Source organism: Variovorax sp. GrIS 2.14, from assembly GCF_046115955.1.
Classification (GTDB): Bacteria; Pseudomonadota; Gammaproteobacteria; order Burkholderiales; family Burkholderiaceae_C; genus Variovorax.
This window is the reverse complement of sequence record NZ_JBJXIA010000016.1, coordinates 1-20,961: the sequence shown is the minus strand read 5'-3', so window position 1 is coordinate 20,961 and position 20,961 is coordinate 1. Positions and strand designations below refer to the sequence as shown.

24 protein-coding genes are annotated in these 20,961 nt (G+C 63.0%); 17 read left to right on the top strand and 7 right to left on the bottom strand.

Annotated features, from left to right (window positions below):
• Nucleotides 1-13: 13 nt before the first annotated feature.
• Both RCH10_RS21310 and RCH10_RS21305 read right to left on the bottom strand, forming a co-directional pair.
• A complete protein-coding gene (locus RCH10_RS21310) occupies nucleotides 14-634 on the bottom strand; it encodes an OmpA family protein (protein ID WP_409053938.1) in 621 nt (206 codons plus the stop codon).
• Nucleotides 631-1,119, bottom strand: a complete 489-nt coding sequence (locus RCH10_RS21305) for a FecR domain-containing protein (protein ID WP_409053937.1) — start codon at nucleotides 1,117-1,119, stop codon at nucleotides 631-633. Before RCH10_RS21305 ends, RCH10_RS21310 begins: the two co-directional genes overlap by 4 nt.
• A gap of 122 nt (nucleotides 1,120-1,241) precedes the next feature.
• Between RCH10_RS21305 and RCH10_RS21300 the strand changes: the two genes are divergently transcribed.
• Entirely contained in the window at nucleotides 1,242-2,204 is a 963-nt protein-coding gene (locus RCH10_RS21300) for a cation diffusion facilitator family transporter (RefSeq protein ID WP_323495749.1), read from the top strand.
• A 48-nt stretch (nucleotides 2,205-2,252) separates the two neighbouring features.
• Here RCH10_RS21300 and ybeY read toward each other — a convergent pair whose 3' ends face one another.
• Together ybeY and RCH10_RS21290 are read right to left on the bottom strand one after the other, a co-directional pair.
• Nucleotides 2,253-2,705 (bottom strand): rRNA maturation RNase YbeY, encoded by a 453-nt coding sequence (gene ybeY / locus RCH10_RS21295; RefSeq protein WP_323495748.1) that lies wholly within the window; start codon nucleotides 2,703-2,705, stop codon nucleotides 2,253-2,255.
• A 1-nt stretch (nucleotide 2,706) separates the two neighbouring features.
• Nucleotides 2,707-3,666: a PhoH family protein gene (locus tag RCH10_RS21290; protein WP_409053936.1), complete on the bottom strand. Its 960-nt coding sequence runs from the start codon at nucleotides 3,664-3,666 to the stop codon at nucleotides 2,707-2,709.
• Nucleotides 3,667-3,684: 18 nt separating this feature from the next.
• On the opposite strand from RCH10_RS21290, the gene ruvA reads away from it, so the two are divergent.
• The 3 genes from ruvA to RCH10_RS21275 all read left to right on the top strand — a co-directional run bounded on the left by ruvA (nucleotide 3,685) and on the right by RCH10_RS21275 (nucleotide 6,383).
• Nucleotides 3,685-4,257, top strand: coding sequence for a Holliday junction branch migration protein RuvA (ruvA, locus tag RCH10_RS21285; protein WP_323495745.1), 573 nt, complete (start codon nucleotides 3,685-3,687; stop codon nucleotides 4,255-4,257).
• A gap of 93 nt (nucleotides 4,258-4,350) precedes the next feature.
• On the top strand, nucleotides 4,351-5,412 hold the full coding sequence (gene ruvB, locus RCH10_RS21280) for a Holliday junction branch migration DNA helicase RuvB (protein ID WP_323495744.1): 1,062 nt from the start codon (nucleotides 4,351-4,353) through the stop codon (nucleotides 5,410-5,412).
• An 86-nt stretch (nucleotides 5,413-5,498) separates the two neighbouring features.
• The gene (locus RCH10_RS21275) at nucleotides 5,499-6,383 is read left to right on the top strand and encodes a UDP-2,3-diacylglucosamine diphosphatase (RefSeq protein ID WP_409053935.1); all 885 of its coding nucleotides are present in this window, start codon (nucleotides 5,499-5,501) and stop codon (nucleotides 6,381-6,383) included.
• On the opposite strand, the gene RCH10_RS21270 is transcribed toward RCH10_RS21275, so the two are convergent.
• Nucleotides 6,384-6,998 (bottom strand): XRE family transcriptional regulator, encoded by a 615-nt coding sequence (locus RCH10_RS21270; RefSeq protein ID WP_323495743.1) that lies wholly within the window; start codon nucleotides 6,996-6,998, stop codon nucleotides 6,384-6,386.
• A gap of 68 nt (nucleotides 6,999-7,066) precedes the next feature.
• Here RCH10_RS21270 and argE point away from each other — a divergent pair, with 68 nt between their 5' ends.
• The 9 genes from argE to RCH10_RS21225 all read left to right on the top strand — a co-directional run bounded on the left by argE (nucleotide 7,067) and on the right by RCH10_RS21225 (nucleotide 16,228).
• On the top strand, nucleotides 7,067-8,233 hold the full coding sequence (gene argE / locus RCH10_RS21265) for an acetylornithine deacetylase (RefSeq protein ID WP_409053988.1): 1,167 nt from the start codon (nucleotides 7,067-7,069) through the stop codon (nucleotides 8,231-8,233).
• Between the two features lie 20 nt (nucleotides 8,234-8,253).
• The gene (locus RCH10_RS21260; RefSeq protein ID WP_409053934.1) at nucleotides 8,254-9,543 is read left to right on the top strand and encodes an MFS transporter; all 1,290 of its coding nucleotides are present in this window, start codon (nucleotides 8,254-8,256) and stop codon (nucleotides 9,541-9,543) included.
• Complete coding sequence (locus RCH10_RS21255) at nucleotides 9,540-10,529, top strand: threonine/serine dehydratase (protein ID WP_409053933.1); 990 nt, start codon at nucleotides 9,540-9,542, stop codon at nucleotides 10,527-10,529. The genes RCH10_RS21260 and RCH10_RS21255 overlap by 4 nt, the downstream gene beginning before the upstream one ends.
• A gap of 30 nt (nucleotides 10,530-10,559) precedes the next feature.
• Nucleotides 10,560-11,573: an ornithine cyclodeaminase family protein gene (locus RCH10_RS21250; RefSeq protein WP_409053932.1), complete on the top strand. Its 1,014-nt coding sequence runs from the start codon at nucleotides 10,560-10,562 to the stop codon at nucleotides 11,571-11,573.
• 69 nt (nucleotides 11,574-11,642) lie between these two features.
• Nucleotides 11,643-12,791 carry an ABC transporter substrate-binding protein gene (locus tag RCH10_RS21245; RefSeq protein ID WP_187053120.1) on the top strand — a complete coding sequence of 383 codons (1,149 nt, stop codon included), beginning with the start codon at nucleotides 11,643-11,645 and terminating at the stop codon, nucleotides 12,789-12,791.
• A gap of 185 nt (nucleotides 12,792-12,976) precedes the next feature.
• Nucleotides 12,977-13,858 carry a branched-chain amino acid ABC transporter permease gene (locus RCH10_RS21240; RefSeq protein ID WP_187053119.1) on the top strand — a complete coding sequence of 294 codons (882 nt, stop codon included), beginning with the start codon at nucleotides 12,977-12,979 and terminating at the stop codon, nucleotides 13,856-13,858.
• Entirely contained in the window at nucleotides 13,858-14,721 is an 864-nt protein-coding gene (locus tag RCH10_RS21235; RefSeq protein ID WP_409053931.1) for a branched-chain amino acid ABC transporter permease, read from the top strand. The genes RCH10_RS21240 and RCH10_RS21235 overlap by 1 nt, the downstream gene beginning before the upstream one ends.
• Nucleotides 14,718-15,512 carry an ABC transporter ATP-binding protein gene (locus RCH10_RS21230; protein ID WP_409053930.1) on the top strand — a complete coding sequence of 265 codons (795 nt, stop codon included), beginning with the start codon at nucleotides 14,718-14,720 and terminating at the stop codon, nucleotides 15,510-15,512. Before RCH10_RS21235 ends, RCH10_RS21230 begins: the two co-directional genes overlap by 4 nt.
• Nucleotides 15,509-16,228, top strand: a complete 720-nt coding sequence (locus RCH10_RS21225) for an ABC transporter ATP-binding protein (RefSeq protein ID WP_409053929.1) — start codon at nucleotides 15,509-15,511, stop codon at nucleotides 16,226-16,228. Before RCH10_RS21230 ends, RCH10_RS21225 begins: the two co-directional genes overlap by 4 nt.
• Before the next feature lie 231 nt (nucleotides 16,229-16,459).
• Here the strand turns inward: RCH10_RS21225 and RCH10_RS21220 are convergent, their stop codons facing one another.
• Both RCH10_RS21220 and RCH10_RS21215 read right to left on the bottom strand, forming a co-directional pair.
• On the bottom strand, nucleotides 16,460-16,657 hold the full coding sequence (locus RCH10_RS21220; RefSeq protein ID WP_409053928.1) for a hypothetical protein: 198 nt from the start codon (nucleotides 16,655-16,657) through the stop codon (nucleotides 16,460-16,462).
• A gap of 174 nt (nucleotides 16,658-16,831) precedes the next feature.
• A complete protein-coding gene (locus RCH10_RS21215; protein WP_409053927.1) occupies nucleotides 16,832-17,800 on the bottom strand; it encodes a hypothetical protein in 969 nt (322 codons plus the stop codon).
• 97 nt (nucleotides 17,801-17,897) lie between these two features.
• Here RCH10_RS21215 and RCH10_RS21210 point away from each other — a divergent pair, with 97 nt between their 5' ends.
• The 4 genes from RCH10_RS21210 to RCH10_RS21195 all read left to right on the top strand — a co-directional run bounded on the left by RCH10_RS21210 (nucleotide 17,898) and on the right by RCH10_RS21195 (nucleotide 20,583).
• Nucleotides 17,898-19,370: a phage/plasmid primase, P4 family gene (locus RCH10_RS21210; RefSeq protein ID WP_409053926.1), complete on the top strand. Its 1,473-nt coding sequence runs from the start codon at nucleotides 17,898-17,900 to the stop codon at nucleotides 19,368-19,370.
• Between the two features lie 168 nt (nucleotides 19,371-19,538).
• A complete protein-coding gene (locus RCH10_RS21205) occupies nucleotides 19,539-19,853 on the top strand; it encodes a hypothetical protein (protein WP_409053925.1) in 315 nt (104 codons plus the stop codon).
• On the top strand, nucleotides 19,850-20,419 hold the full coding sequence (locus RCH10_RS21200) for a hypothetical protein (RefSeq protein WP_409053924.1): 570 nt from the start codon (nucleotides 19,850-19,852) through the stop codon (nucleotides 20,417-20,419). The genes RCH10_RS21205 and RCH10_RS21200 overlap by 4 nt, the downstream gene beginning before the upstream one ends.
• Nucleotides 20,420-20,442: 23 nt before the next feature.
• A complete protein-coding gene (locus RCH10_RS21195) occupies nucleotides 20,443-20,583 on the top strand; it encodes a KTSC domain-containing protein (protein ID WP_409053923.1) in 141 nt (46 codons plus the stop codon).
• The last annotated feature ends 378 nt before the right edge of the window (nucleotides 20,584-20,961 follow it).

Here is a 20,961-nt window from a genome sequence, read left to right as displayed (position 1 = left end):
CCCCGCCCGCCGTTCAGCGCACTTCGATCGTCACCCGTCGATTTCGAGGCTCCGGCGTCTCGTCGGCGGTCGATACCGCGAGTTCGCGTTCGCCGCGGCCGACCGCTTCGATCCGTGCCGCCGGAAACTGCCTGTCGATGAACATCTGGCGCACTTGCTGCGCACGGCGCATCGACAACTCGTCGTTAGACACGACGGCCCCAACCGTGTCGGTGTAGCCGGTGATCACGATATCGCTGCCGGCACGTGCCATTGCCACCATCAACGCGGTGGTCATCTCGCGTTGAGATTCGGGCATCAGCGACGTGTTGCCTGCGTCGAAGTACACCGCGTAGCGCTGAGGTGCGGGCGGAACGAGGTCGAACAGCATGGTGTTGTCGGTGCGGACCCGTGCTGCATCGGTCTGGTCGAGCGAAGGCGCGCCGGTGCGGCCTGCTTTCACGGTGGCGCGCTGGTAAGGCTTGTCCAGCGTGATTTCGCCGCCGTTACTTCCGACCACCACTGCGGAGGGCCGCCCGTCCGGTTGCGGCAGCAACACGACGCGCGTGGCCGGCGTCGAGCAGCCCGCGAGCAGCGCGGCTGATAGGAGCGAAAAGCAGAGCGAAAACCAGATGACGCAGCGTGGCATGTTCATGGTTGCGGATCCGCCTGAACGATGAAATCGGTGCCGCGAATGCCGATCGTCGCGGTCTGTGTCTCGATACGAACCGCGTCCGGATGGGCCTTTCCGATCAGGCCGGAAATCATGCGCAGCGAGCCACGCAGCAGCGAGATCAACAGGCCGCCGTCCTGGGCGGTCGGATCGAAGCTGAACTCCTTCATGTCGAGTCGCGACGAAGGGCCGAGCACGAGCACGGTGCCATCGCGCAGCACCAGGCTCGCGGCCGAGTCCGCGCCAGTCACGATACGTTCGATGGGAGCAACCTCGTCGCCGGCATGTGCGGTACGCATCACGCCGGTGGCGCTGAGCAGTTGCACGTCGCCGCGCACGCTTTTGACGAAACCAGCCCGTTCTGGCGGTGGGGTGGCTTGTGCTGCCGCCGGTGCGATCGAAGCGATCGATGCGATGGCCGCCACAAGCAGCAGGGCGCTCAGCCGCGTCCAGGGTCTGAATCTCATCCGGGCCTCTTCTGAATCAAGGTGAGCGCCCGATGGTACGCGACGTGCTCCGCGCATGAGCCGTCCATAATTCCTGCGCCCCGCTGACCTCCCGTCGGCATTGCTGAAGCTCGGTGCCTCTTTTGCCTTCTTCCTCTTTCTCTTCTTCGATACAAAGTCTACTGACCCCAAAGGTGTTGTTGCGCCTGTCGATCGCGGTGGCGCTCGTCACCATCGTGCTGAAGGGAATGGCAGGCTACATCACGCATTCGATGGGGCTAATTTCCGACGCGATGGAGTCGTTCGTCAATCTCGCGAGCGCGATGTTCGCCCTCGCGATGGTGACCATTGCCGCGCGGCCGGCCGATGAAGACCATCCCTACGGCCATCACAAGGCCGAGTACTTCGCGTCGGGCTTCGAAGGCATCCTCATCATCGGCGCAGCGCTGGCGATCATGTGGGTCTCGATCGAGCGCTTGATGGCGCCGCGACCGATCGAGCAGCTGGGCTGGGGGCTGGCGCTGTCCATCGTCAGCACAGGCTTCAACGGCGCATTGGCGTGGGCGCTCTTCAGGGCGGCACGAGAGCACCGTTCGATCGCGCTGGAAGCTGATGGGCGGCACCTCGTCACCGATGTGTGGACTTCGGTCGCAGTCGTCGTCGGCATCGTCGCCGTGCATTTCACCGGCTGGTTGTGGCTCGATCCGCTGCTGGGCATCGGCGTGGCGCTCAACATCATTTTCGAAGGCGGCAAACTCGTTTGGCGCTCCTCGCAAGGGCTGATGGACGAGGCCATGCCGGCCGAATCCATGGCTGCGGTGCAAGCCACGCTCGACGGTTTTCTGGAGCGCGCCGGTGGTGGCGCTGGTGCGGTCAAGGCCGGGCCGATCCGCTTCGACGACATCGCGACCCGGCGCGCGGGGCAACGGCTCTTCGCCGACCTGCACATGCATGTGCCGGGCGACTGGCCGTTGCAACGTGCGGCCACTCTGCGTGATGAACTCGAGCAGGCGCTGATGGACAACGTGCCGGGTCTTCGGGTGACCATCCAGCTGCTGCCACTCAACATGGAAGCGCGCGCCGTTCAGATGGCGCCGGGTGCGTGACGGGTGCTCGACGGCGCATGACGCCCGCGCTGGCCTGCTGAGAAGGCGCTAGTACGGGTTGCGAATGCCCAGCCCGGCGAGGATTTCGATCTCGCGCGCTTCCATCTCTTCGGCATCGGCCTCGCCGGTTTCATGGTCCCAGCCCTGTGCGTGCAACGTGCCATGGACCAGCAGATGGGCGTAGTGCGCAGCCAGCGTTTTGCGCTGCTCTTTCGCCTCGCGCGCGACCACCGGCGCACACAGCACCAGGTCGGCCATCACCATCGGCTCTTGCGCATAGTCGAAGGTGAGCACGTTGGTGGCGTAGTCCTTGCCGCGAAACTCGCGGTTCAGTCGTTGACCTTCTTCGACATCGACGATGCGCACCGTGAGCTCGCCGTCGACATCGAGCGCGTGGCGAATCCAGCGCGTCACGCTGTGCCGGGGTAACGCCGCGCGATGGCGTTCGACGCCTTTGAACGGCACGAACTGCAACGACAGTGAGAGGGCAGCGAGCGCCATGTCAGCGCGTGGGCGCTGCGCGTTTGCGCTGGCTGTCGTAGGCATCAACGATGCGCGCCACGAGGGGGTGCCGCACGACGTCGGCACTGGTGAAGTGCGTTACCGCGATGCCCTTGACCCGTTTCATGACGCGCTCGGCGTCGACGAGTCCGCTCAGCTGCGTCTTGGGCAAATCGATCTGGCTCACGTCGCCGGTCACCACAGCCTTGGCGCCGAAGCCGATCCGCGTGAGGAACATCTTCATTTGCTCGGGCGTCGTGTTCTGCGCCTCGTCGAGGATGATGAAGGCGTTGTTGAGCGTCCGGCCGCGCATGAAGGCGAGCGGTGCGATCTCCAGCGCGTTGCGCTCGAAGGCTTTCTGCACTTTGTCGAAGCCCATCAGGTCGTGAAGCGCGTCGTACAGCGGACGCAGGTATGGGTCGACTTTTTCGCTCAGATTGCCCGGCAGGAAGCCGAGCCGCTCGCCGGCCTCGACGGCGGGTCGGGTCAGCACGATGCGCTGCACGCTGCTGCGCTCCAGCGCATCGACCGCGCAGGCCACCGCCAGATAGGTCTTGCCGGTGCCGGCCGGCCCGATGCCGAAAGTGATGTCGTGGTTGGCGATGTTTTCGAGGTAAAGGCTTTGCGTCGGCGTGCGAGCACGCAAGTCGGCGCGGCGCGTGACCAGCGTCATCCCTTCGTCGTCGGCTTCGTCCATCGAACTGTCGCCTGCCAGCGTGAGCTGCACCACCGCCGCATCGATCGATCGTTGCGCGATCTCGTACAAGGCCTGCAGCACATCCATTGCACGTTGCGCGTTGACCTTGGGGCCGTCGATCTTGAACTGCTCGTGCCGGTGCGCGATTTTCACGTCGAGCGCCTCTTCGATTCGGCGCAGATGGGCATCGAGCGGGCCGCACAGGTGGCCGAGGCGGGTGTTGTTGGGAGGGGCGAAGGTGTGTCGCAGAATCACGCCGGACATTTCAAGAAAAGGGCACCCATGATAGGCAAACTGACCGGCACGCTGGCCGAACGCAACCCGCCGCAGGTGGTGGTGGACTGCAACGGCGTCGGCTACGAGGTCGACGTGCCGATGAGCACCTTCTACAACCTGCCGCCGACGGGGGAGCGGGTGTCGCTGCTCACGCACTTCGTAGTCCGTGAAGACGCGCAGATCCTGTACGGCTTCGGCACGGCCGAGGAGCGCATGGCGTTTCGGCAGTTGATCAAAATCTCAGGCGTTGGCCCGCGCATGGCGCTGGGTGTGCTGTCGGGGCTCAGCGTGAGCGAGCTGGCGCAGGTCGTCACGCTGCAGGACACGGGTCGGCTGGTGAAGATTCCGGGCGTTGGCAAGAAGACAGCGGAGCGCCTGCTGTTGGAACTCAAAGGAAAACTCGGCGCGGACATCGCGCTGCCAGCGCATGCTGCCAACGACGCCCAGGGCGACATCCTCCAGGCGCTGGTGGCACTTGGATACAGCGACAAAGAAGCAGCCGCAGCATTGAAGGCACTGCCCAAGGATGTGGCGGTGGGCGACGGCATCAAGCTGGCGCTGAAGGCATTGGCCCGGTAATCGACAGGCGCGAGAAGCGCCTTGCGTCGCCGTAAGTATCGGGCGCGCAGAGCGCACTTGGGCCGACTAAACTGCCCTTACAGCCAACCGCCCATGACCATCCAGACCGACGACTTCGCCCCGGCCCCGCAACGCGTGGTGTCTGCGGCGCCCGCCTCGCCGAACGAAGAAGCGATCGAGCGCGCCTTGCGCCCCAAGCTGCTCGACGAATACGTCGGCCAGGCGAAGGTGCGCGAGCAGCTTGAAATTTTCATCGGGGCGGCGCGCATGCGCAACGAGGCGCTCGACCACGTGCTGCTGTTCGGCCCGCCCGGCCTGGGCAAGACCACGCTGAGCCACATCATCGCGGCGGAGCTCGGCGTCAACTTGCGGCAGACCTCGGGGCCAGTGCTCGAGAAGCCGAAAGACCTGGCGGCACTGCTGACCAATCTGGAACGCAACGATGTGCTCTTCATCGACGAGATCCATCGGCTGTCGCCGGTCGTCGAAGAAATCCTCTACCCCGCGCTGGAGGACTACCAGATCGACATCATGATCGGCGAAGGCCCGGCGGCGCGCAGCATCAAGCTCGACCTGCAGCCGTTCACGCTGGTCGGAGCGACCACGCGTGCCGGCATGCTGACCAATCCGCTGCGCGACCGCTTCGGCATCGTGGCACGGCTCGAGTTCTACACGCCCGAAGAACTGGCGCGCATCGTGCGCCGCAGTGCCGGGTTGCTCAAAGTCGAGATGGACGAGGCCGGGGGCTTCGAGATCGCGCGCCGTTCGCGCGGCACGCCACGCATCGCCAACCGACTGTTGCGGCGGGTGCGCGACTATGCGCAAGTGAAGGGCGACGGGCGCATCACCGAACACATCGCGCACAAGGCGCTGGCGATGCTCGACGTCGATCCCCAGGGCCTGGACTTGATGGACCGCAAGCTGCTCGAGGCCGTGATCCATCGTTTCGACGGCGGTCCGGTCGGGCTCGACAACGTGGCGGCCAGCATCGGCGAAGAGCGCGACACGATTGAAGACGTGATCGAGCCCTACCTGATCCAGCAAGGCTACCTGCAGCGCACGCCGCGCGGCCGCATCGCCACGCTGGCGGCTTATCGGCATCTCGGGGTCGTTCCGCCGTCACATCGATCGAGCGACAGTGATCTGCTGATCTGAAGCGCCTGCGGCTGCTGAGCCGTTGTCACCGAACCGTCTTGCCGTTGCCATGCGGACGTCACGCAGCACCGCGACGCTACGCATCCATGCAACGCGACGATGCTTTTCTCCGCGCATGGCGCGACAACGCAACCGGCACTTCGGCGCCGGACGACGATGACGCAACGCGGCCGTCGCAACGCTTTCGCACGCTGTGGATCTCTGACCTGCATCTGGGCACGCCCGGCTGCCAGGCACGCGCACTGCTCGACTTCCTGAAGCACACCGAGTGCGAGACGCTGTTCCTCGTCGGCGACATCATCGACGGCTGGCAACTCAAGCGGCACTGGTACTGGCCCCAAGCGCACAACGACGTGATCCAGAAGCTGTTGCGCAAGGCACGCAAGGGCACCCGCGTGATCTTCATTCCGGGCAACCACGACGAGTTCGCGCGCAAGTATCTGAACCACAACTTCGGCGGCATCGACGTCGCCGACGAATGGATTCATGAAATGGCCGATGGCCGCAAGCTCTGGGTGATGCACGGCGACCTGTTCGACGGCGTGATCCAGTGCGCGAAGTGGCTTGCGCATGTCGGCGACTCGCTCTACGAGTTCACTCTGAAGCTCAACCGGCACCTGAACTCACTGCGCGCGCGCATGGGGCTGCCGTACTGGTCGCTCTCGAAGTATCTGAAGCAGAAGGTGAAGCGGGCGGTCAGCTACGTCGGTGACTTCGAGGTTGCCGTCGCACGCGAGGCGCGCAAGCGCGGTGTGCAGGGCGTCGTGTGCGGGCACATCCACCATGCCGAGATGCGCGACATCGACGGCATCCTCTACTGCAACGACGGCGACTGGGTGGAGAGCTTGACCGCGCTGGCGGAGCACGCCGATGGACGGCTCGAAATCATCGAGTGGGCACAGCACATGCCATCGGGCGCGCAGACGATTGCCGGGACGCAGCTCGCACCGGAACCGGGGATCGCGGCCTGATCATCGGCTGCCGTCGATCGACGGATGTCCCGGCTCGTTGCAGCAAACCACCAGGATCTGCGCGCCTTCTTTTCCGCCGTTGACGTAGAGGTGGCCGAGGCCGCTGTCGAAGTAGATGCTGTCGTTCTTCTCGAGCCTTTCGACGCGGCCGTCGGCAAAGTGCATCTCGAGCGCACCGTCGAGCACGAAGATGAACTCCTCTCCCGGATGCTTGCTGAACTGGCCCGGCCGCAACACCGAGTTGGCCTCGATGCGGCCCATCATCGGCGTCATCTTTTTCGACGTGACCTGCGTTGCGAGCATGCCGTAGAGGTAGCGCTCGGAGTGGTACTCGACCACGTCCTTGCTGCGCGTGACGACGACACTGCCTGACAAGAAACCTGACGGTTGCGTGCCGAACAGCGTCGACAAGTCGAGCTGCAGCGCCGCTGCCAATGCGGCGAATTTTTCGTAGCTGAGCGCCAGCAAGCCGCGCTCCGCTTTCGAGATCGAGGCCACCGAAACCTGCGATTTCGCAGCCAGGTCGGAAAGCGTCAAGCGCTGTGCCAGCCGGGCGCTGCGCAGCCGGCCACCGAGCTCCGACTTGTCGAGAACAACAGAATCGGATGCTTGCATTTTCCTTTTCTTATCTGAAAATTTTCGCATATGATAATTCTGTGACCACCTTGAAAGACCCGACGCCAATGCCGATTTCTCTTCCCTGGATCGAGAAGTTGATCCGCATCGATACGACCAGCTTTGAGTCTAATCTGGGCCTCATCGAGACGGTCCGCGACGACCTCGAGCGGCATGGTGCCAGGTCGACGCTCACTTACGAAGCCACCGGCAGGAAGGCGAATGTCTTCGCGACCTTGCCCGCAGCCGACGGTTCGACGCAAGGCGGCATCGTGCTTTCGGGGCACACCGACACGGTGCCGGTCAAAGGTCAGAAATGGGACAGCGGCCCCTTCGAGCCCACGGTGCGCGAAGGCAAGCTCTTCGGCCGCGGCACCTGCGACATGAAGGGCTTCATCGGCGTGGCGCTGACGCTACTGCCCGAGATGAAAGCCGCGCAGCTCAAGGAGCCGATCCACTTCGCCTTCTCGTGCGATGAAGAGCTTGGCTGCGTCGGCGCGCCCTACATGCTCGCCGACTTGAAGGCGCGCGGTATCCATGCCAACGGCTGCATCGTCGGTGAGCCGACCGACATGCGCGTCATCGTGGCGCACAAGGGCATCAACGCGTACCGCTGCCGTGTGCACGGGCATGCGGCGCATTCGTCGTTGACGCCGCATGGCCTCAACGCCATCGAGTACGCCGCACGGCTGATCTGCTTCATCCGCGACCAGGCCGATCAGTATCGACGCGATGGGCCTTTCGACAACGCGTTCGACGTGCCCTTCACCACGCTACAGACCGGCACCATCAGCGGCGGCATTGCGATCAACACGATTCCCTCGCAGTGCGAGTTTGGATTCGAATACCGCAACCTGCCGGGCGTCGACAGCGCGCCGATCATCGAGCGAATCAAGGACTACGCGACCAACACGCTCTTGCCGCGAATGAAGAGCGAGCACGCGGGCGCGGCCATCGACTTCGAACTGCTGGCCACCGCGCCTACGCTCGACGCATCGGAGCAGGCGGCCATCACGCAACTGGTTCGCGCGCTCACCGGCGACCGCGATGTGCGCAAGGTGGCCTACGGCACGGAAGCGGGACTGTTCCAGCAATTGGGCATCCCTTCTGTGGTGTGCGGGCCGGGCAGCATCGAAGACGCACATAAGGCCAACGAGTTCGTTACCTTGGCGCAGATCGAACAGTGCGAGTCCTTCATGCGCAAGCTGATTCGCAGCATGTCGCTGCCGGCCTGATTTTTGGAAAGAATAAACACATGAGCCAAGTAACCGCCGGCGTGCTGCGCCACCCCGCCGCGACCACAGAAGCGCCACCGTGGCGCGCCGTCATTGCAGCATCGATCGGCAATGCGCTCGAATGGTTCGACCTGGTGGTCTACGGCTTCTTTGCCGCGACCATCTCCAAGCTCTTTTTTCCGACCGGCGACGACACGGTGTCGCTGCTGCTCACGCTCGGTACCTTCGGCGTGTCGTTCTTCCTGCGGCCGCTCGGTGCCATCGTCATCGGCGCCTACGCCGACCGCGCCGGGCGAAAGGCGGCGCTCACCTTGTCGATCGTGCTGATGTTCACCGGCACGCTGATGATTTCTATCGTGCCGACCTACAGCAGCATCGGCTTGTTTGCGCCGGCGGTGCTGGTGGTGGCGCGAATGATCCAGGGCTTCTCGGCCGGCGGCGAATTCGGCAGCGCAACAGCCTTTCTCGCCGAGCATGCGCCGAAGCGCCGCGGCTTTTTCTCGAGCTGGCAAGTCGCGAGCCAGGGCCTCACGACCTTGCTGGCGGCCGGCTTCGGTGCGGTGCTCACGAGCACGCTCACGGGTGACCAGATGGCGGCGTGGGGCTGGCGCATTCCGTTCATCTTCGGCCTCCTCATCGGCCCGGTGGCGTACTACATCCGCCGCAATGTCGACGAGAGCCCGGAGTTCGCGAAGATCGAAGCGACGACGACCCCCATCCGCGACACCTTCGCGCACCAGAAGGAACGCCTGCTGCTCGCGATCGGCATCGTGATCCTCGGCACGGTCGCGACCTACCTCGTGCTCTTCATGCCGACCTACGGCGTGAAGCAGCTCGGCCTGCCGGCGTCGGTCGTGTTCACGGCCACGATGATAGTCGGCATCATCCAGATGATCTTCGCGCCCGTCATCGGCCATCTGTCGGACACCGTCGGGCGTGTGCGCATCATGCTGACCGCCGCGGTGCTGCTGCTGGTGCTGATCTATCCGATGTTCGCGCTGCTGGTCGCGAGCCCGAGCTTCGGCACGCTGCTGCTCGTCGAGATCGTGTTCGGTTGCCTGATGACGGCTTACTTCGCGCCGGTGCCCGCGCTGCTGTCGGAACTGTTCCCGACCCAGACCCGCACCACGGGACTCTCTTTGAGCTACAACACGGCGGTGACGATCTTCGGCGGCTTCGCGCCCTTCATTCTGACCTGGCTCATTAGCGTGACGCACGACAAGCTGTCGCCGAGCTACTACCTGATCTTTGCCGCCATCGTCAGCATCATTGCCTTGCTCTTCACGCGCAGCCGGCTGGGTTTTAAATGACGATCGACGGCCAACCCGTACCCACGCTCGAAGCCATCCGCGAGTTGAGCGCCGCGCTCGAGCCCTACGTCTTCAAGACGCCGGTGCTCGACAAGGACGCGCTGGCCGACCTCGCCGGTACGCGCCTCAACTTCAAGTTCGAACTGCTGCAAGCCAGCGGCACCTTCAAGGCACGTGGCGCGTTCTCCAACATGCTGGCGCTCGACGACAAGCAGCGGCAGGCCGGCGTGACCTGCGTGAGCGCCGGCAACCATGCGGTGGCGGTGGCCTACGCCGCCATGAAGCTCGGCATCGGCGCCAAGGTCGTGATGATCAAGACCGCCAGCCCGTTCCGGGTGGCGCTGTGCCACCAGTACGGCGCTGAAGTCGTGATGGCCGACAACGGCGCGGCGGCTTTCGAGCGGGTGCGCCAGATCGAGCAGGAAGAGGGGCGCTTCTTCGTGCACCCGTTCAACGGCTACCGCACGGTGCTCGGCAGCGCGACGCTCGGCTACGAATGGGCGACCCAGGCGCCTGCGCTCGACGCGGTCATCCTGCCGATCGGCGGCGGTGGTCTGGCAGCTGGCGTGGCCACGGCTTTCAAGTTGGTGCAGCCCGACTGCAAGGTCTACGGTGTCGAGCCTGAAGGCGCTGACGGCATGGCGCAGAGCTTCAGGGCCGGCCACCCGATCAAGATGGGCCCGATGCAAGGCATCGCCGACAGCCTGATGGCGCCGCACACCGAGGCTTACAGCTACGAGCTTTGCAGTCGCAGCATCGACCGGCTCGTGACAGTGTCCGACGACCAGATCCGCAGGGCCATGCTGCACCTGTTCGAAGAACTCAAACTGTCGCCCGAGCCTGCCTGCGCGGCCGCCACGGCTGGCTTGCTCGGCCCGTTGCGCGAGGAGCTCGAAGGCCAACGCGTGGGCGTGCTGCTGTGCGGCACCAACACTGATCTTCCGACGTTGACGAAGCACCTGGACGCGGCCCGCGCTCATGGATGATTCGCGGCACGCGTCCTGGATGAATCAGGCATGACTGCCAGTGCGGTCGACGTCGTCGAGCCTGTACTGTTTCTTGCCCAGCAGGAAGTCGCCCGACTCCTGAGCGTGGCCGACTGCATCGACCTGATGTCGGACGCCATGGCCGCACTTGCGCAGGGCGAAGTGCACCAGCCCTTGCGTCAGATCGTCAGTCCGCCCGGCGCAAAAGGTCTGCTGGGATTGATGCCGGCTTACATCGGCGGGGCCGACCCGGTCTACGGCGCCAAGACCGGTGGCTTCTTCCCCGGCAACAGCGCGCTCGGGCTGGACCCGCACCAGGGCTGCGTACTGCTGTTCAGCGGCGAGACCGGCGCATTGATGGCGGTGATGTCGGCCTCGGAAATCACCGGCATCCGCACTGCGGCGATGACCGGCCTTGCGACGCGCCTGCTGGCGAGGCCCGACGCTTCGAAGCTCGCCTTGATCGGCAGCGGCCATCAGGCGCATTGGCAGTTGCAGGCCGTGGCGGCTGCCCGGCCGCTCACTTCGGTCAAGGTTGCCGCCCGCAGTCTGGCCAGCGCACGGGCGTTCGTGGCGGTGGAACAGCCCGCCTATGGGTTCGTCATGGAAGCGGTGGGGTCTGCCGAGGCCGCAGTGCGCGACGCAGACATCGTCGTTACCGTCACGAATGCGCGCGAGCCGATCCTTCTCGATGCCTGGATCGCGCCGGGCACGCACATCAACGCGGTCGGCTCCAGCACGCCGGCCTATTGCGAGATCGAGCCGGCGCTGATGGGTCGGGCGTCGCTGTTCGTCGATCGGCGCGAGTCGACGCTTGCCGAATCGGGCGACTATCTGAACGCATTGCGTGCTGGCCTCGTGAGCCCCGCGAGCTTGCGTGCAGAGATTGGCGAACTGGTAATCGGTGCGCATCCGGGGCGTGGCGGTGCAAACGAAGTGACGCTCTTCAAGTCGCTCGGCATGGCGCTCGAAGATGTCGCGACGGCGCGCCTTTTGTACCTCCGCGCGAAGGCGGCACGAGTGGGAACCTGGCTGCCGATGTAGCCCGAGCAAATGCCCGGCCCCAAGCTGATTTATGCTTGGCGCTCGTTTTTTCCCCCCGAAAGACTCCAAATGAGACAACTTCCATTCAAGGCCACGCTGTTGGCTTTCGCAGCTTTCTGCGCCACGGCGCAGGCCGCCGATCTGAAGATTGGCGTGGCTGAAGCCCTTTCCGGCGGTGCCGCTCAGTACGGTGTCGCGATCCGCAACGGCCTCGAACTGGCCGCCGATGAGATTAATGCCGCCGGTGGCATCAACGGCGACAAGATCCAGCTCATCGTCGCCGACGAGCAAGGCAAAAAAGAAGAAGCGATCAACGTCTTCAAGAAGCTGATTTTTCAGGACCAGGTCCTGATGGTGTTCGGCCCGACCTTGTCCAATTCGGCGCAGGCTGGCGACCCGATCGCTCAAGCCGGCAAGACGGTGGCCTTCGGCACATCCAATACGGCCGACGGCATCACCTCGATCGGCGACTACGTCTTTCGCAACTCGGTGACCGAAGCCGACGTGCTGCCCGAGACCATCAAGATGGCGGTCAAGAAGGCCGGCATCAAGAAAGTCGCTGTCCTCTACGGCAACGACGACGTGTTCACCAAGAGCGGCTACGACAACTTCAAGAAGGCGCTCGACGACCTGAAGATCCCGGTGACGACCACCGAGACCTTCGCCAAGGGCGACGTCGACTTCAAGGCGCAACTGACCAAGATCAAGGCCAGCGGTGCCGATGCGATCGTGCTGTCGGCCTTGCTGGCCGAAGGCGCCCCGATCATGGTGCAGGCGCGCCAGCTCGGCCTCGCCGTGCCCTTCATCGGCGGCAACGGCATGAACTCGGCCAAGGTGTTCGATCTGGCCAAGGGCCAGTCCGACAACCTGTATGTCGGCAGCCCGTGGTCGTTGAGCAATGCGACGCCCGAGAACAGCAAGTTCATCAAGGGCTACAACGACAAGTACAAGGTGGCACCCGACCAGTTCGCGGCGCAGGCGTACGACGCGATGTACATCGCGGCGCAGGCCATCAAGACCGTGAAGCTGTCGGGCACCCTGGCGGCCGATCGCACCGCTTTGCGTGACGCGCTGCCGGCGGTGAAGTGGACCGGCGCTACCGGTGCATTCCAGTTTCGCCGTGCCACAGACAAGGCTGGCAAGCCGGCTGGCTACGACGCGCAGCAAGTCCCGATCGTCAGCGTGACGAAGGGCGCTGAGTTCGTCATCGAGAAGTAGAACTCGCCCCCAGGTCGCTGCGCACTGCGTGTCGCGACTCCCACCCCCTGCCGGGGGCGACACCAGAGGTCCGGCAAAGCCGGTTCCTCGGTGTCTCACCTGAAGAAGCGATGCCGACGGCCTGTTGTCGACAGCAACTTCAGCGTTTGTATTGCCTGCCTTGTCGCGGGCTCGGAGGTTTCACTTTGCTTGAACAGCAACTCGTCAACGCCCTGTCGCTGGGCTGCGTGTACGCGCTTTTCGCGCTGGGTTTCACGCTCATCTTCGGCGTCTTGGGCGTCATCAATCTGTCGCATGGCGCGGTCTTCATGGTCGGCGCTTACGCGGCGGTCGAGGTCATGGCGCGCTTCGCGCTGCCGCTATGGGCGGGCATGCTGTTCGCCTTTGTTTTTTGCGGTGCGCTCGGGCTGCTGATCGACTTTCTGGTGCTCAAGCCGCTGCGTGCGCGCAACGCACCGCACCTGATCCCGATGATCGCCACCATCGGCGTGGCCATCATCATCAACAACGGCATTCAGGGCATATTCGGTGCGCAGAACATCCGCTTTCCGCAAGGCGTGATTTCGGACCAGTCGTTGAGCCTCGGCGGCATTCATCTGACGGCGCTCGAGCTCGGCATCATCCTGCTGTCGTTCGCCTTGATGGCAGTGCTGCTGCTGGCGCTCAAGCGCACGCAGCTCGGCCGCGCGCTGCGCGCCATCGCTGAATCGCCCAAGGCTGCGTACCTTGTCGGCGTGAACGTCGAAGGCCTGTTCTTCATGACCTCGTTCGCTGCTGCAGCGTTGGGTGGCTTGGCGGGCGTACTCATCGGGCTCTATTCGAACGCGGTGTTTCCCCTGATGGGCCAGCCGATGCTGCACAAGGGCATCGCGGTCATCATCCTCGGCGGCATGGGCGACATTCGTGGCGCGCTGCTGGGGGGGCTCTTCCTCGGCTTTGCCGAAGTGCTGTCGGTGGCCTATATCGGTTCAACCATGCGTGACGCGGTCGCTTTCGGCTTGTTGTTCCTCGTGCTGCTGGTGCGCCCCAAAGGCTTGTTCGGCACTTTGCAGGAACGCAAAGTCTGATGGACTCGCTCGCCAACTTCTGGTCGGTCTACAGCAACGTGGTGCTGTCGCTCGGCACCAATGCGCTGCTGGCGTTGTCGATCTGGCTCACGCTGTCGTGCGGCATGCTGGCGATGGCCAACGCCGCGTTCATGGGCATCGGCGCCTACACCTCGGCCATCCTCACGATGAGTTACGGCGCGCCGTTTCCGGTCGCGATCGCGGCCGGCATGGCGGCACCGGCATTGATGGCTTTCATCATCGGAAAGCCGACGCTGCGACTGTCGGGCGTGTACCTCGCCATGGCAACGCTGGCTTTCGGCGAAGTTGTGCGCATCGTGATCCTCAATGCCGAATCACTCACCGGCGGTGCCCTCGGCTTGAACGGTATTCCGCCCTCGACGCAGTGGTGGCACGTGCTGCTCGCGGTGGTGCTGGTGCTGTCGGCACTCTGGCGTTTGCGGCACTCGAAAATCGGCCGCGCGTTCGAAGCCATCAAGGAAGACGAGACGGCCGCGGGGCTTATGGGCATCGACGTTGGCGCCCACAAGATGCTGGCCTTCGTGTTCGGCGCAGCCATCGCGGGTCTGGCCGGCACGCTCAACGCGCACCTGACCTTCTTTATCGGACCGAACGAGTTCGGCTTCGACCGCGGCGTCGACATCCTGACGATGGCGGTGCTCGGCGGCATCAATGGACTCACCGGGCCCGTGCTCGGCGGCGTCATCCTGACGATCCTCCCCGAATCGCTGCGGGCCTTCGGCGATTTCCGCCTGGTGCTCAACGGAATCATCCTCGTGTTGATCGTCTTGTTCCTGCCCAAGGGCATATGGGACCCGTCGCGCATCCGGAATTGGTTCGGTCGCAAGGGAGTGGTGGCATGAGCGCGGGCCTGCTGACACTCGATGGCGTTTCGCGTCACTTCGGCGGCCTCAGGGTGCTGCAGGAAGTGCACCTCGATGTGCCGAAGGGCGGCGTGTTCGGCCTCATCGGTCCGAACGGCGCCGGCAAGACGACGGTGTTCAATCTCACGACCGGTTTGCTTCCTGTGACCGGCGGCACGATCCGCTTCCAGGGCAACGATCTCGCTGGCATGAAGCCGCACGAGATCACGCGTGCCGGCATTGCGCGGACGTTTCAGAACATCCGCGTCTTCAAGGAAATGTCGCTGCTGGAGAACGTGATGGTCGGCATGCACGCCAACCTGGGCTACGGTGCGTTCGGGCTGCTGACCTCGTCGGGACTCTTTCGAAGCGAAGAGCGCCGTGCGCGGGACCGTGCGCGCGAGTTGCTGTCGTGGGTCAAGCTGGACCACAAGGCCGGCGACATCGCCGACAACCTTTCCTACGGCGAACAGCGCAAGCTCGAGCTGGCGCGCGCGCTCGCGACCGATCCCACTTTGCTGTTGCTCGACGAGCCGGTCGCCGGCATGAACAGCACTGAAAAGACCGATCTGATGATCGAGATCCGCAACATCGCTGCGCGCGGTTACACCATCTTCATGATCGAACACGACATGCGTTTCGTCATGGGCCTTTGCGAGCACATCGCCGTGCTGAACTTCGGCCGCATCATCGCGCGCGGCGGTCCGGACGAGATTCGCAACGACCCGCAGGTCATCGAGGCCTACCTCGGCCGCGAAGAAGACGAAGTCGGCACGGAGGTTGAACAATGAGCGCCGTGCTTCTCAAGGTCGACGGGCTCAAGGTCGCCTACGGTCACATCGAAGCGGTCAAGGGCATCGACCTGGAGTTGCACGAGGGGCAGATCACGACGCTCGTGGGCGCCAATGGTGCGGGCAAGTCGACCACGTTGCTGGCGCTGTCGGGGCTGGTCAAGAAGGCGGCCGGCAAAGTCGTATTGCAAGGTCAAGACCTGAGCTCGCTGGCGCCGCACAAGATCGTCGCCGCTGGCGTGGTGCAAGTGGCGGAAGGGCGCGCCACGCTCACCACGCTGAGCGTGCGCGAGAACCTTGAACTCGGCGCCTACACACGGCGCGACGGCCGTGCCCAGCGCGCCGACGACCTCGACCGCATCTTCACGTTGTTCCCGGTGCTGAAAGACCGGGCCGATGGGCTGGCGGGCAACCTGTCGGGCGGCGAGCAGCAGATGCTGGCCATCGGCCGTGCCTTGATGGCGAAGCCGCGCGTGCTGCTGCTCGACGAGCCGTCGATGGGTCTGGCGCCCATCATCGTGCAGGACATCTTTCGAACGCTGCGCGAGATCAACAAGAACGGGCTGACGATTTTTCTGGTCGAGCAGAACGTGCGTCAGGCACTGAAGATCGCCGACCGTGCCTACGTGATCGAAACCGGCCGCATCGTGCTGGCCGGCAGCGGGCGCGAGCTGCTCGGTAACCCGAAGGTGCAAGACGCCTATCTGGGCGGCTAGCAGGCTGGATTTGCTGAACCGGCAGCATCGCTCCGGAAAACGAAAAATGCCTTGCAAGTCATTGACCTGCAAGGCATTTTCAAACTGGTGGCTCTTCACGGAGGAAAAGCCAAACTCCGGAAAGTCCTTGAATATCAAGTACTTGCGAACCCGTGACGGTCAGAAGTGGTACGGGATTCGTGACACCAACCGTATCACGTTCGCCGCCAATTGGCAGGCGCCAAAGACCGATTACTTGGTTTGCTTTCTTCCGTTCGCTTCAACGTAAGCCGCAAAGTCCGCCAAGCTTATGCCGTACCAGTCCTTCCCGTTTTTCGGAGACCAAAGGATGCCGCTAGGCTTAACTCTGATGTGACCGACAACCTTGTTCTTGTCATCCACGATTTCGTGATCTTCAAATTTTTTCGGGCGAAACGAATTCACTGCCATGGTTCCTCCTAGTAGCCGATGCATGAGCGCAGTGGCGTGTAGGGAAATGTATCTCTGCCGGCGCCGTCATTTGCGCGAGGATGCCTGACGTTTTCCCTATGTCATCGTTTGCGTCTTCGACGCCGTGGATCAGGAGCACGTTCGCCGCCAACAGGGTAGGCCCGGAGGCCTCGGTCAGGGGGCGAATCCACCCGGCCAGCGCTCCTCAAACGTCGGCATCCGGACCCCCATCTTTCTGAGTGTGGCATCCATGGCCTTGCCGCGCTTCTCCACTGACTTCAGCACGTATTCCTGAATCGGCTCTTCCATGTGCTGCGCGATCACCCCCCAGCACAGCCCTACCAGCAACCATTCCAGTTGAAGCTGCGGGCCGTCATCTCTGGCAGCGGCGAGGTTGGCCAAGGCGATGGCCAGAAGAACCGAGTCGTCAAGCGTGAATGCCTCGGGCACCTTGTCCCCCTCGTCCTCGTCCAAAGTGGCCACATAGCGGCTGTTGATGAAGCTCAGCCACACAGGGTGCGTGTCGCGCTGCGGTGCGCTCAGCGTGGGAATTGCGTCCATGTCCACGCGGTACGCCGGTGCAATCAGTGAATCAAAAACCCCCTGTACGACATCGTTGAAGCATTCTTCCCACCACGGCGGCGGCGGACTGAGCATGTCCTCCACATAGGCCTTGCATGCCTCCAGATCGCCATCCAGCACCCGCCACAACGGCAAGTCCCCAGGGCCTTGGTCGTAGACGGCGGCCGAACCGGGCAGCAGCACCTCAAAAACCCTGATTGTGAGTTCGGTCGGGGTGGTCTTGCCTTTGTCATAACGACTGCGTGCGAGCCGTTGCGCGACCTCCGTCTCCTTCAGCGTCAGCCGGTGCAGGTTCTTTTCCACCTGAGCCTCCAACCACTTTTGCATGGCGGCGTTCAGGTTGGGCAAGTCGCCGTCAACGCCGAAATATTCGTTCAGAGCCGCGCGGTCGGCCCGCCGGTCCACCTCGTGTTCGATTGCTCGTTCCAGCAGGTGCCGATACCAGGTCTGCACCCGCAGCTTCTGAAGCTCACGATCCTTGAGGGCCCGTGTGGAGCGCGCACGGCTTTGACTTGGCGCGGGTTTTTCATTTTTCATCTTGCGAGAAATCGTGTTTGTCAAGGACGAACCAGGCGCGCTTGGTCAGGGGTGGTTCGGCCGGGTGTTTTGGGCGTCGTTTTGAGAGATTCGGTTTGTCATCAACAACGAAAGGAACCACATGACGAAGCAACAAATTATCGATTCAAGCCTTCCCTCATCCGCGCCACTGGCTCGCGCGAAATCCTCGGACTCGGAGACCTCGCAGATCCAGTATGCGGACTTGTGTCGCAAGGACCCGCGGACCGCTCGCAGCGACGGGCTGTTCTACAAATGGGATCAGGACCACTGGAAGGCCACGTCGGACGAGGCAATCCAGGAGGAAGCACTTGACTGGCTTTCCATTTTTGACCGCAGCAGGGCGACGGCCTCCATGGCTCAGTCCTGTGTTGAAACCGCACGGCTGCGGGTGCGGAAACTGCCCGCCAAGCCCAGGGCTTCCAGCACCGTCATTCCGCTGCGTGACCGCTGGCTCTTCGTGGACCCAAAAGGTGTCATCACCGCCATTGAAGCGGACCCCGGTGTCGCTGTCTGCCACCGGATCGCTTGCGAAAAAAGCATTCCCCTCGGCCCTTACACGCCGGAGCCTCTGAAGCCGAAATCGCTGTTCGCCCAGTTTCTGGCCTCTTCACTGCCGAACCAGGACGTGCGGAACTTCGTTCAAGAGTACATCGGCTACACCTTGACCAGCACCACCAAATTGCAGGTCGGTACCTTGTGGGTAGGAGCGGGCAGCAATGGCAAATCGCTCCTTTTGAATGTCGTGCGGGCTTTGCATGAAAGTGCGGCCGCCGTCCGGCTTGACAAGCTCTCGGGTTTCGACCTGGCCGGCCTCGTCGGCGCTTCGCTCGCTTTCTGCGATGAGACACCGAAATCCAAGATCAACCAGCAGGCCCTGAAGTCACTGATCAGCGGCGGCGTGGTTCAAGTGGAGCCGAAGTACGGCAAGCCCTTCAACTATCGCTCCACGGCGAAGTTCATCATTTGCAGCAACCACCTGCCCAGTGCAACGGACCATTCCGACGGTTGGTGGCGCCGTCTTCACATCGTGGAGTGGAACCAGCAGATCAAAGGAGCCAAGGTCATCTACGACCTGGACCAGAAGATCATTGAGACGGAACTGGATGCGGTGTTGGACTGGGCCTTGCTCGGGTTGCAGCGGATGCTTGCTCGCAGTGGTTTCGCGGTGCCCGAGGTCATGGAGCAGGCCAAGCAGGATGCCATTCAGACATCCAACACGGTGTTCTCCTGGACCCAGGATGCCGGTGTGGCTCTGTCCATGCTTCCCAGCCAGATGGTGAGCAAGGCGGACCTCTATGACTGCTATCGCGACCACTGCCATCAGCACGGCCTGATGCCCGTAGGCAATGCCGAGTTCTTCAAGCGGATGAAGGCCGTCTTCCCCACGGCCAAGGAAGACCGTGTGGTGCTCACTGTCAATGGGAAGAAAGAGCGGGTGCGCCGTCTGGGACTCATGCTCGGACACTTTGATATCGGGCAGCCAGCGAACGACCAGAGCGCTGAGTTGACCGCGATGCTCATGGCGAACATCCCGACGGCAGACGAGGATTTCGACCCGTTCAAGAACAGGTAAGACATGTCCAAGCGGTCCAGGCTGGCCAGGCATTTTGATGACTTTGCCGGCCAGACAGTGACGACGACTTGCTCCTCCCGCTCCGCAGCTCCCACGCGACGAAACACAGATATCACTTGGGCAGCCCGGACAGGGTGGACACATCAACCCAATTTTTAAGGAATCAACATGACACGGAACGAATTTACCCAGGCATTCAACGCTGCCTTCACTCTGGGTGAAAAAAACGGCGGATATTGCTTCACCCACGACGATGACAGTTTTGCTTTCTCGATCACCGTCCGCGAGGAGGAACTGAGCTTCGGCGAAGCGATGGGCTACAGCCGCGAGAAGGAACGCCCGGTCATTGACCCGGTCGATGCCATCTACGACGCCTGCTATTGCGATGGCGATTCGCTGGAGTCGATTTCCATCTACGGCCGCGACTTCTCCGGAGCGACCGATGCGGAACAACTTCGCAACTTGCTGGATGCGGCACTGTGAATCGCATCAACTGGGCCAAGACCGATTGGCATTGCTGGCGGATGGCGGTGATGGGCTACTCGGCGAGCGAAGCGGTGGACTATGAGCCGAACGCGGCGTTTGACTATCAGCCGAATTTCCGCACCCACACGATGCACAGCGTGTTGACGGATGCTGGTGTGGCGGAGCTGAAAGAGGCCGTGAAGCGCGGTGAAAAAATCATGCGATGGCGGCTCCAGCACTTCAGTGATGACCACACCACTGAGCTTGAATGTCTGCTGAAGGCCGGGGCACTGGTGGAACCCGATCCGTCATCGGTGGGCCTCGCGATGATCGCTCATCGGCACTGGATGGAAATGGGCAATCGCCGTATTGCCGAGGAGCTGGTGCAGTACCTTCTGCGGTCGCAAATGACCCCTGCCGAAGTCGTAGATCAACTTATGCAAGAGATCAGCATCTCGGGCGAGGATCGTGATGAGCGCTTCGCAGCCTTCGTCGGTCGGTGTGAAACGGCATTGCGGCACGAACGATTGTCGGACCGGCTCAGTCTGAAGGATGGCGCCGATGCCAAGAAGGTCAAAATCTGAACTTCACAGAACTGGAGCACGACATGGAAATGGTGCGGGTGTCGTCGTCTGCGATGACGGCGGTGGGGTACGACCCCATCAACCAGGAGATGAAAATCCCGTTCAAGCAGGGCCACATATACGACTTCTGCCGCGTGCCCCAGCGGGTCTATGACGGGAACTGATGATGTCCGCGTCTAATAGCGGCTACTACACGGCGTATATCCGGGGGCGGTCAGTGCTCGGACGGGTGGGGGCCAGCAGCCGAAACCGGGAAGATTCGCCCGTTTCGTGAGCGGGCACGGGAGTGTGCGTCGGGGTTCACGGGAAGCTAGAACCCGGGGCGCCGGGCCGGTTGGCAGCGGGATGGGCACGGACGCTGCCACTACATGCTACAGGTCGCCCGCACCCGCGGGCTACCATCTGCGAAGATGATGCGTCTGTCCCAAGACGACTACGAAGGCTTCCTGTCCGCGCCGAAGTAGAAGTGAGCCACCGCGCCAATTGAATCGTGAGCCAGGGGTGGAAGCCGACGCCGTGATGGTCGGCTGTGGATAAGTGTA

What these genes read in the sequence shown, in the direction of transcription:
- RCH10_RS21310 (WP_409053938.1), bottom strand. Translation starts at nt 634, where the DNA reads ATGAACATGCCACGCTGCGTCATCTGGTTTTCGCTCTGCTTTTCGCTC.
- RCH10_RS21305 (WP_409053937.1), bottom strand. Translation starts at nt 1,119, where the DNA reads ATGAGATTCAGACCCTGGACGCGGCTGAGCGCCCTGCTGCTTGTGGCG.
- ybeY (WP_323495748.1), bottom strand. Translation starts at nt 2,705, where the DNA reads ATGGCGCTCGCTGCCCTCTCACTGTCGTTGCAGTTCGTGCCGTTCAAA.
- RCH10_RS21290 (WP_409053936.1), bottom strand. Translation starts at nt 3,666, where the DNA reads ATGTCCGGCGTGATTCTGCGACACACCTTCGCCCCTCCCAACAACACC.
- ruvA (WP_323495745.1), top strand. Translation starts at nt 3,685, where the DNA reads ATGATAGGCAAACTGACCGGCACGCTGGCCGAACGCAACCCGCCGCAG.
- ruvB (WP_323495744.1), top strand. Translation starts at nt 4,351, where the DNA reads ATGACCATCCAGACCGACGACTTCGCCCCGGCCCCGCAACGCGTGGTG.
- RCH10_RS21275 (WP_409053935.1), top strand. Translation starts at nt 5,499, where the DNA reads ATGCAACGCGACGATGCTTTTCTCCGCGCATGGCGCGACAACGCAACC.
- RCH10_RS21270 (WP_323495743.1), bottom strand. Translation starts at nt 6,998, where the DNA reads ATGCAAGCATCCGATTCTGTTGTTCTCGACAAGTCGGAGCTCGGTGGC.
- argE (WP_409053988.1), top strand. Translation starts at nt 7,067, where the DNA reads ATGCCGATTTCTCTTCCCTGGATCGAGAAGTTGATCCGCATCGATACG.
- RCH10_RS21260 (WP_409053934.1), top strand. Translation starts at nt 8,254, where the DNA reads ATGAGCCAAGTAACCGCCGGCGTGCTGCGCCACCCCGCCGCGACCACA.
- RCH10_RS21255 (WP_409053933.1), top strand. Translation starts at nt 9,540, where the DNA reads ATGACGATCGACGGCCAACCCGTACCCACGCTCGAAGCCATCCGCGAG.
- RCH10_RS21250 (WP_409053932.1), top strand. Translation starts at nt 10,560, where the DNA reads ATGACTGCCAGTGCGGTCGACGTCGTCGAGCCTGTACTGTTTCTTGCC.
- RCH10_RS21245 (WP_187053120.1), top strand. Translation starts at nt 11,643, where the DNA reads ATGAGACAACTTCCATTCAAGGCCACGCTGTTGGCTTTCGCAGCTTTC.
- RCH10_RS21235 (WP_409053931.1), top strand. Translation starts at nt 13,858, where the DNA reads ATGGACTCGCTCGCCAACTTCTGGTCGGTCTACAGCAACGTGGTGCTG.
- RCH10_RS21230 (WP_409053930.1), top strand. Translation starts at nt 14,718, where the DNA reads ATGAGCGCGGGCCTGCTGACACTCGATGGCGTTTCGCGTCACTTCGGC.
- RCH10_RS21225 (WP_409053929.1), top strand. Translation starts at nt 15,509, where the DNA reads ATGAGCGCCGTGCTTCTCAAGGTCGACGGGCTCAAGGTCGCCTACGGT.
- RCH10_RS21220 (WP_409053928.1), bottom strand. Translation starts at nt 16,657, where the DNA reads ATGGCAGTGAATTCGTTTCGCCCGAAAAAATTTGAAGATCACGAAATC.
- RCH10_RS21210 (WP_409053926.1), top strand. Translation starts at nt 17,898, where the DNA reads ATGACGAAGCAACAAATTATCGATTCAAGCCTTCCCTCATCCGCGCCA.
- RCH10_RS21205 (WP_409053925.1), top strand. Translation starts at nt 19,539, where the DNA reads ATGACACGGAACGAATTTACCCAGGCATTCAACGCTGCCTTCACTCTG.
- RCH10_RS21195 (WP_409053923.1), top strand. Translation starts at nt 20,443, where the DNA reads ATGGAAATGGTGCGGGTGTCGTCGTCTGCGATGACGGCGGTGGGGTAC.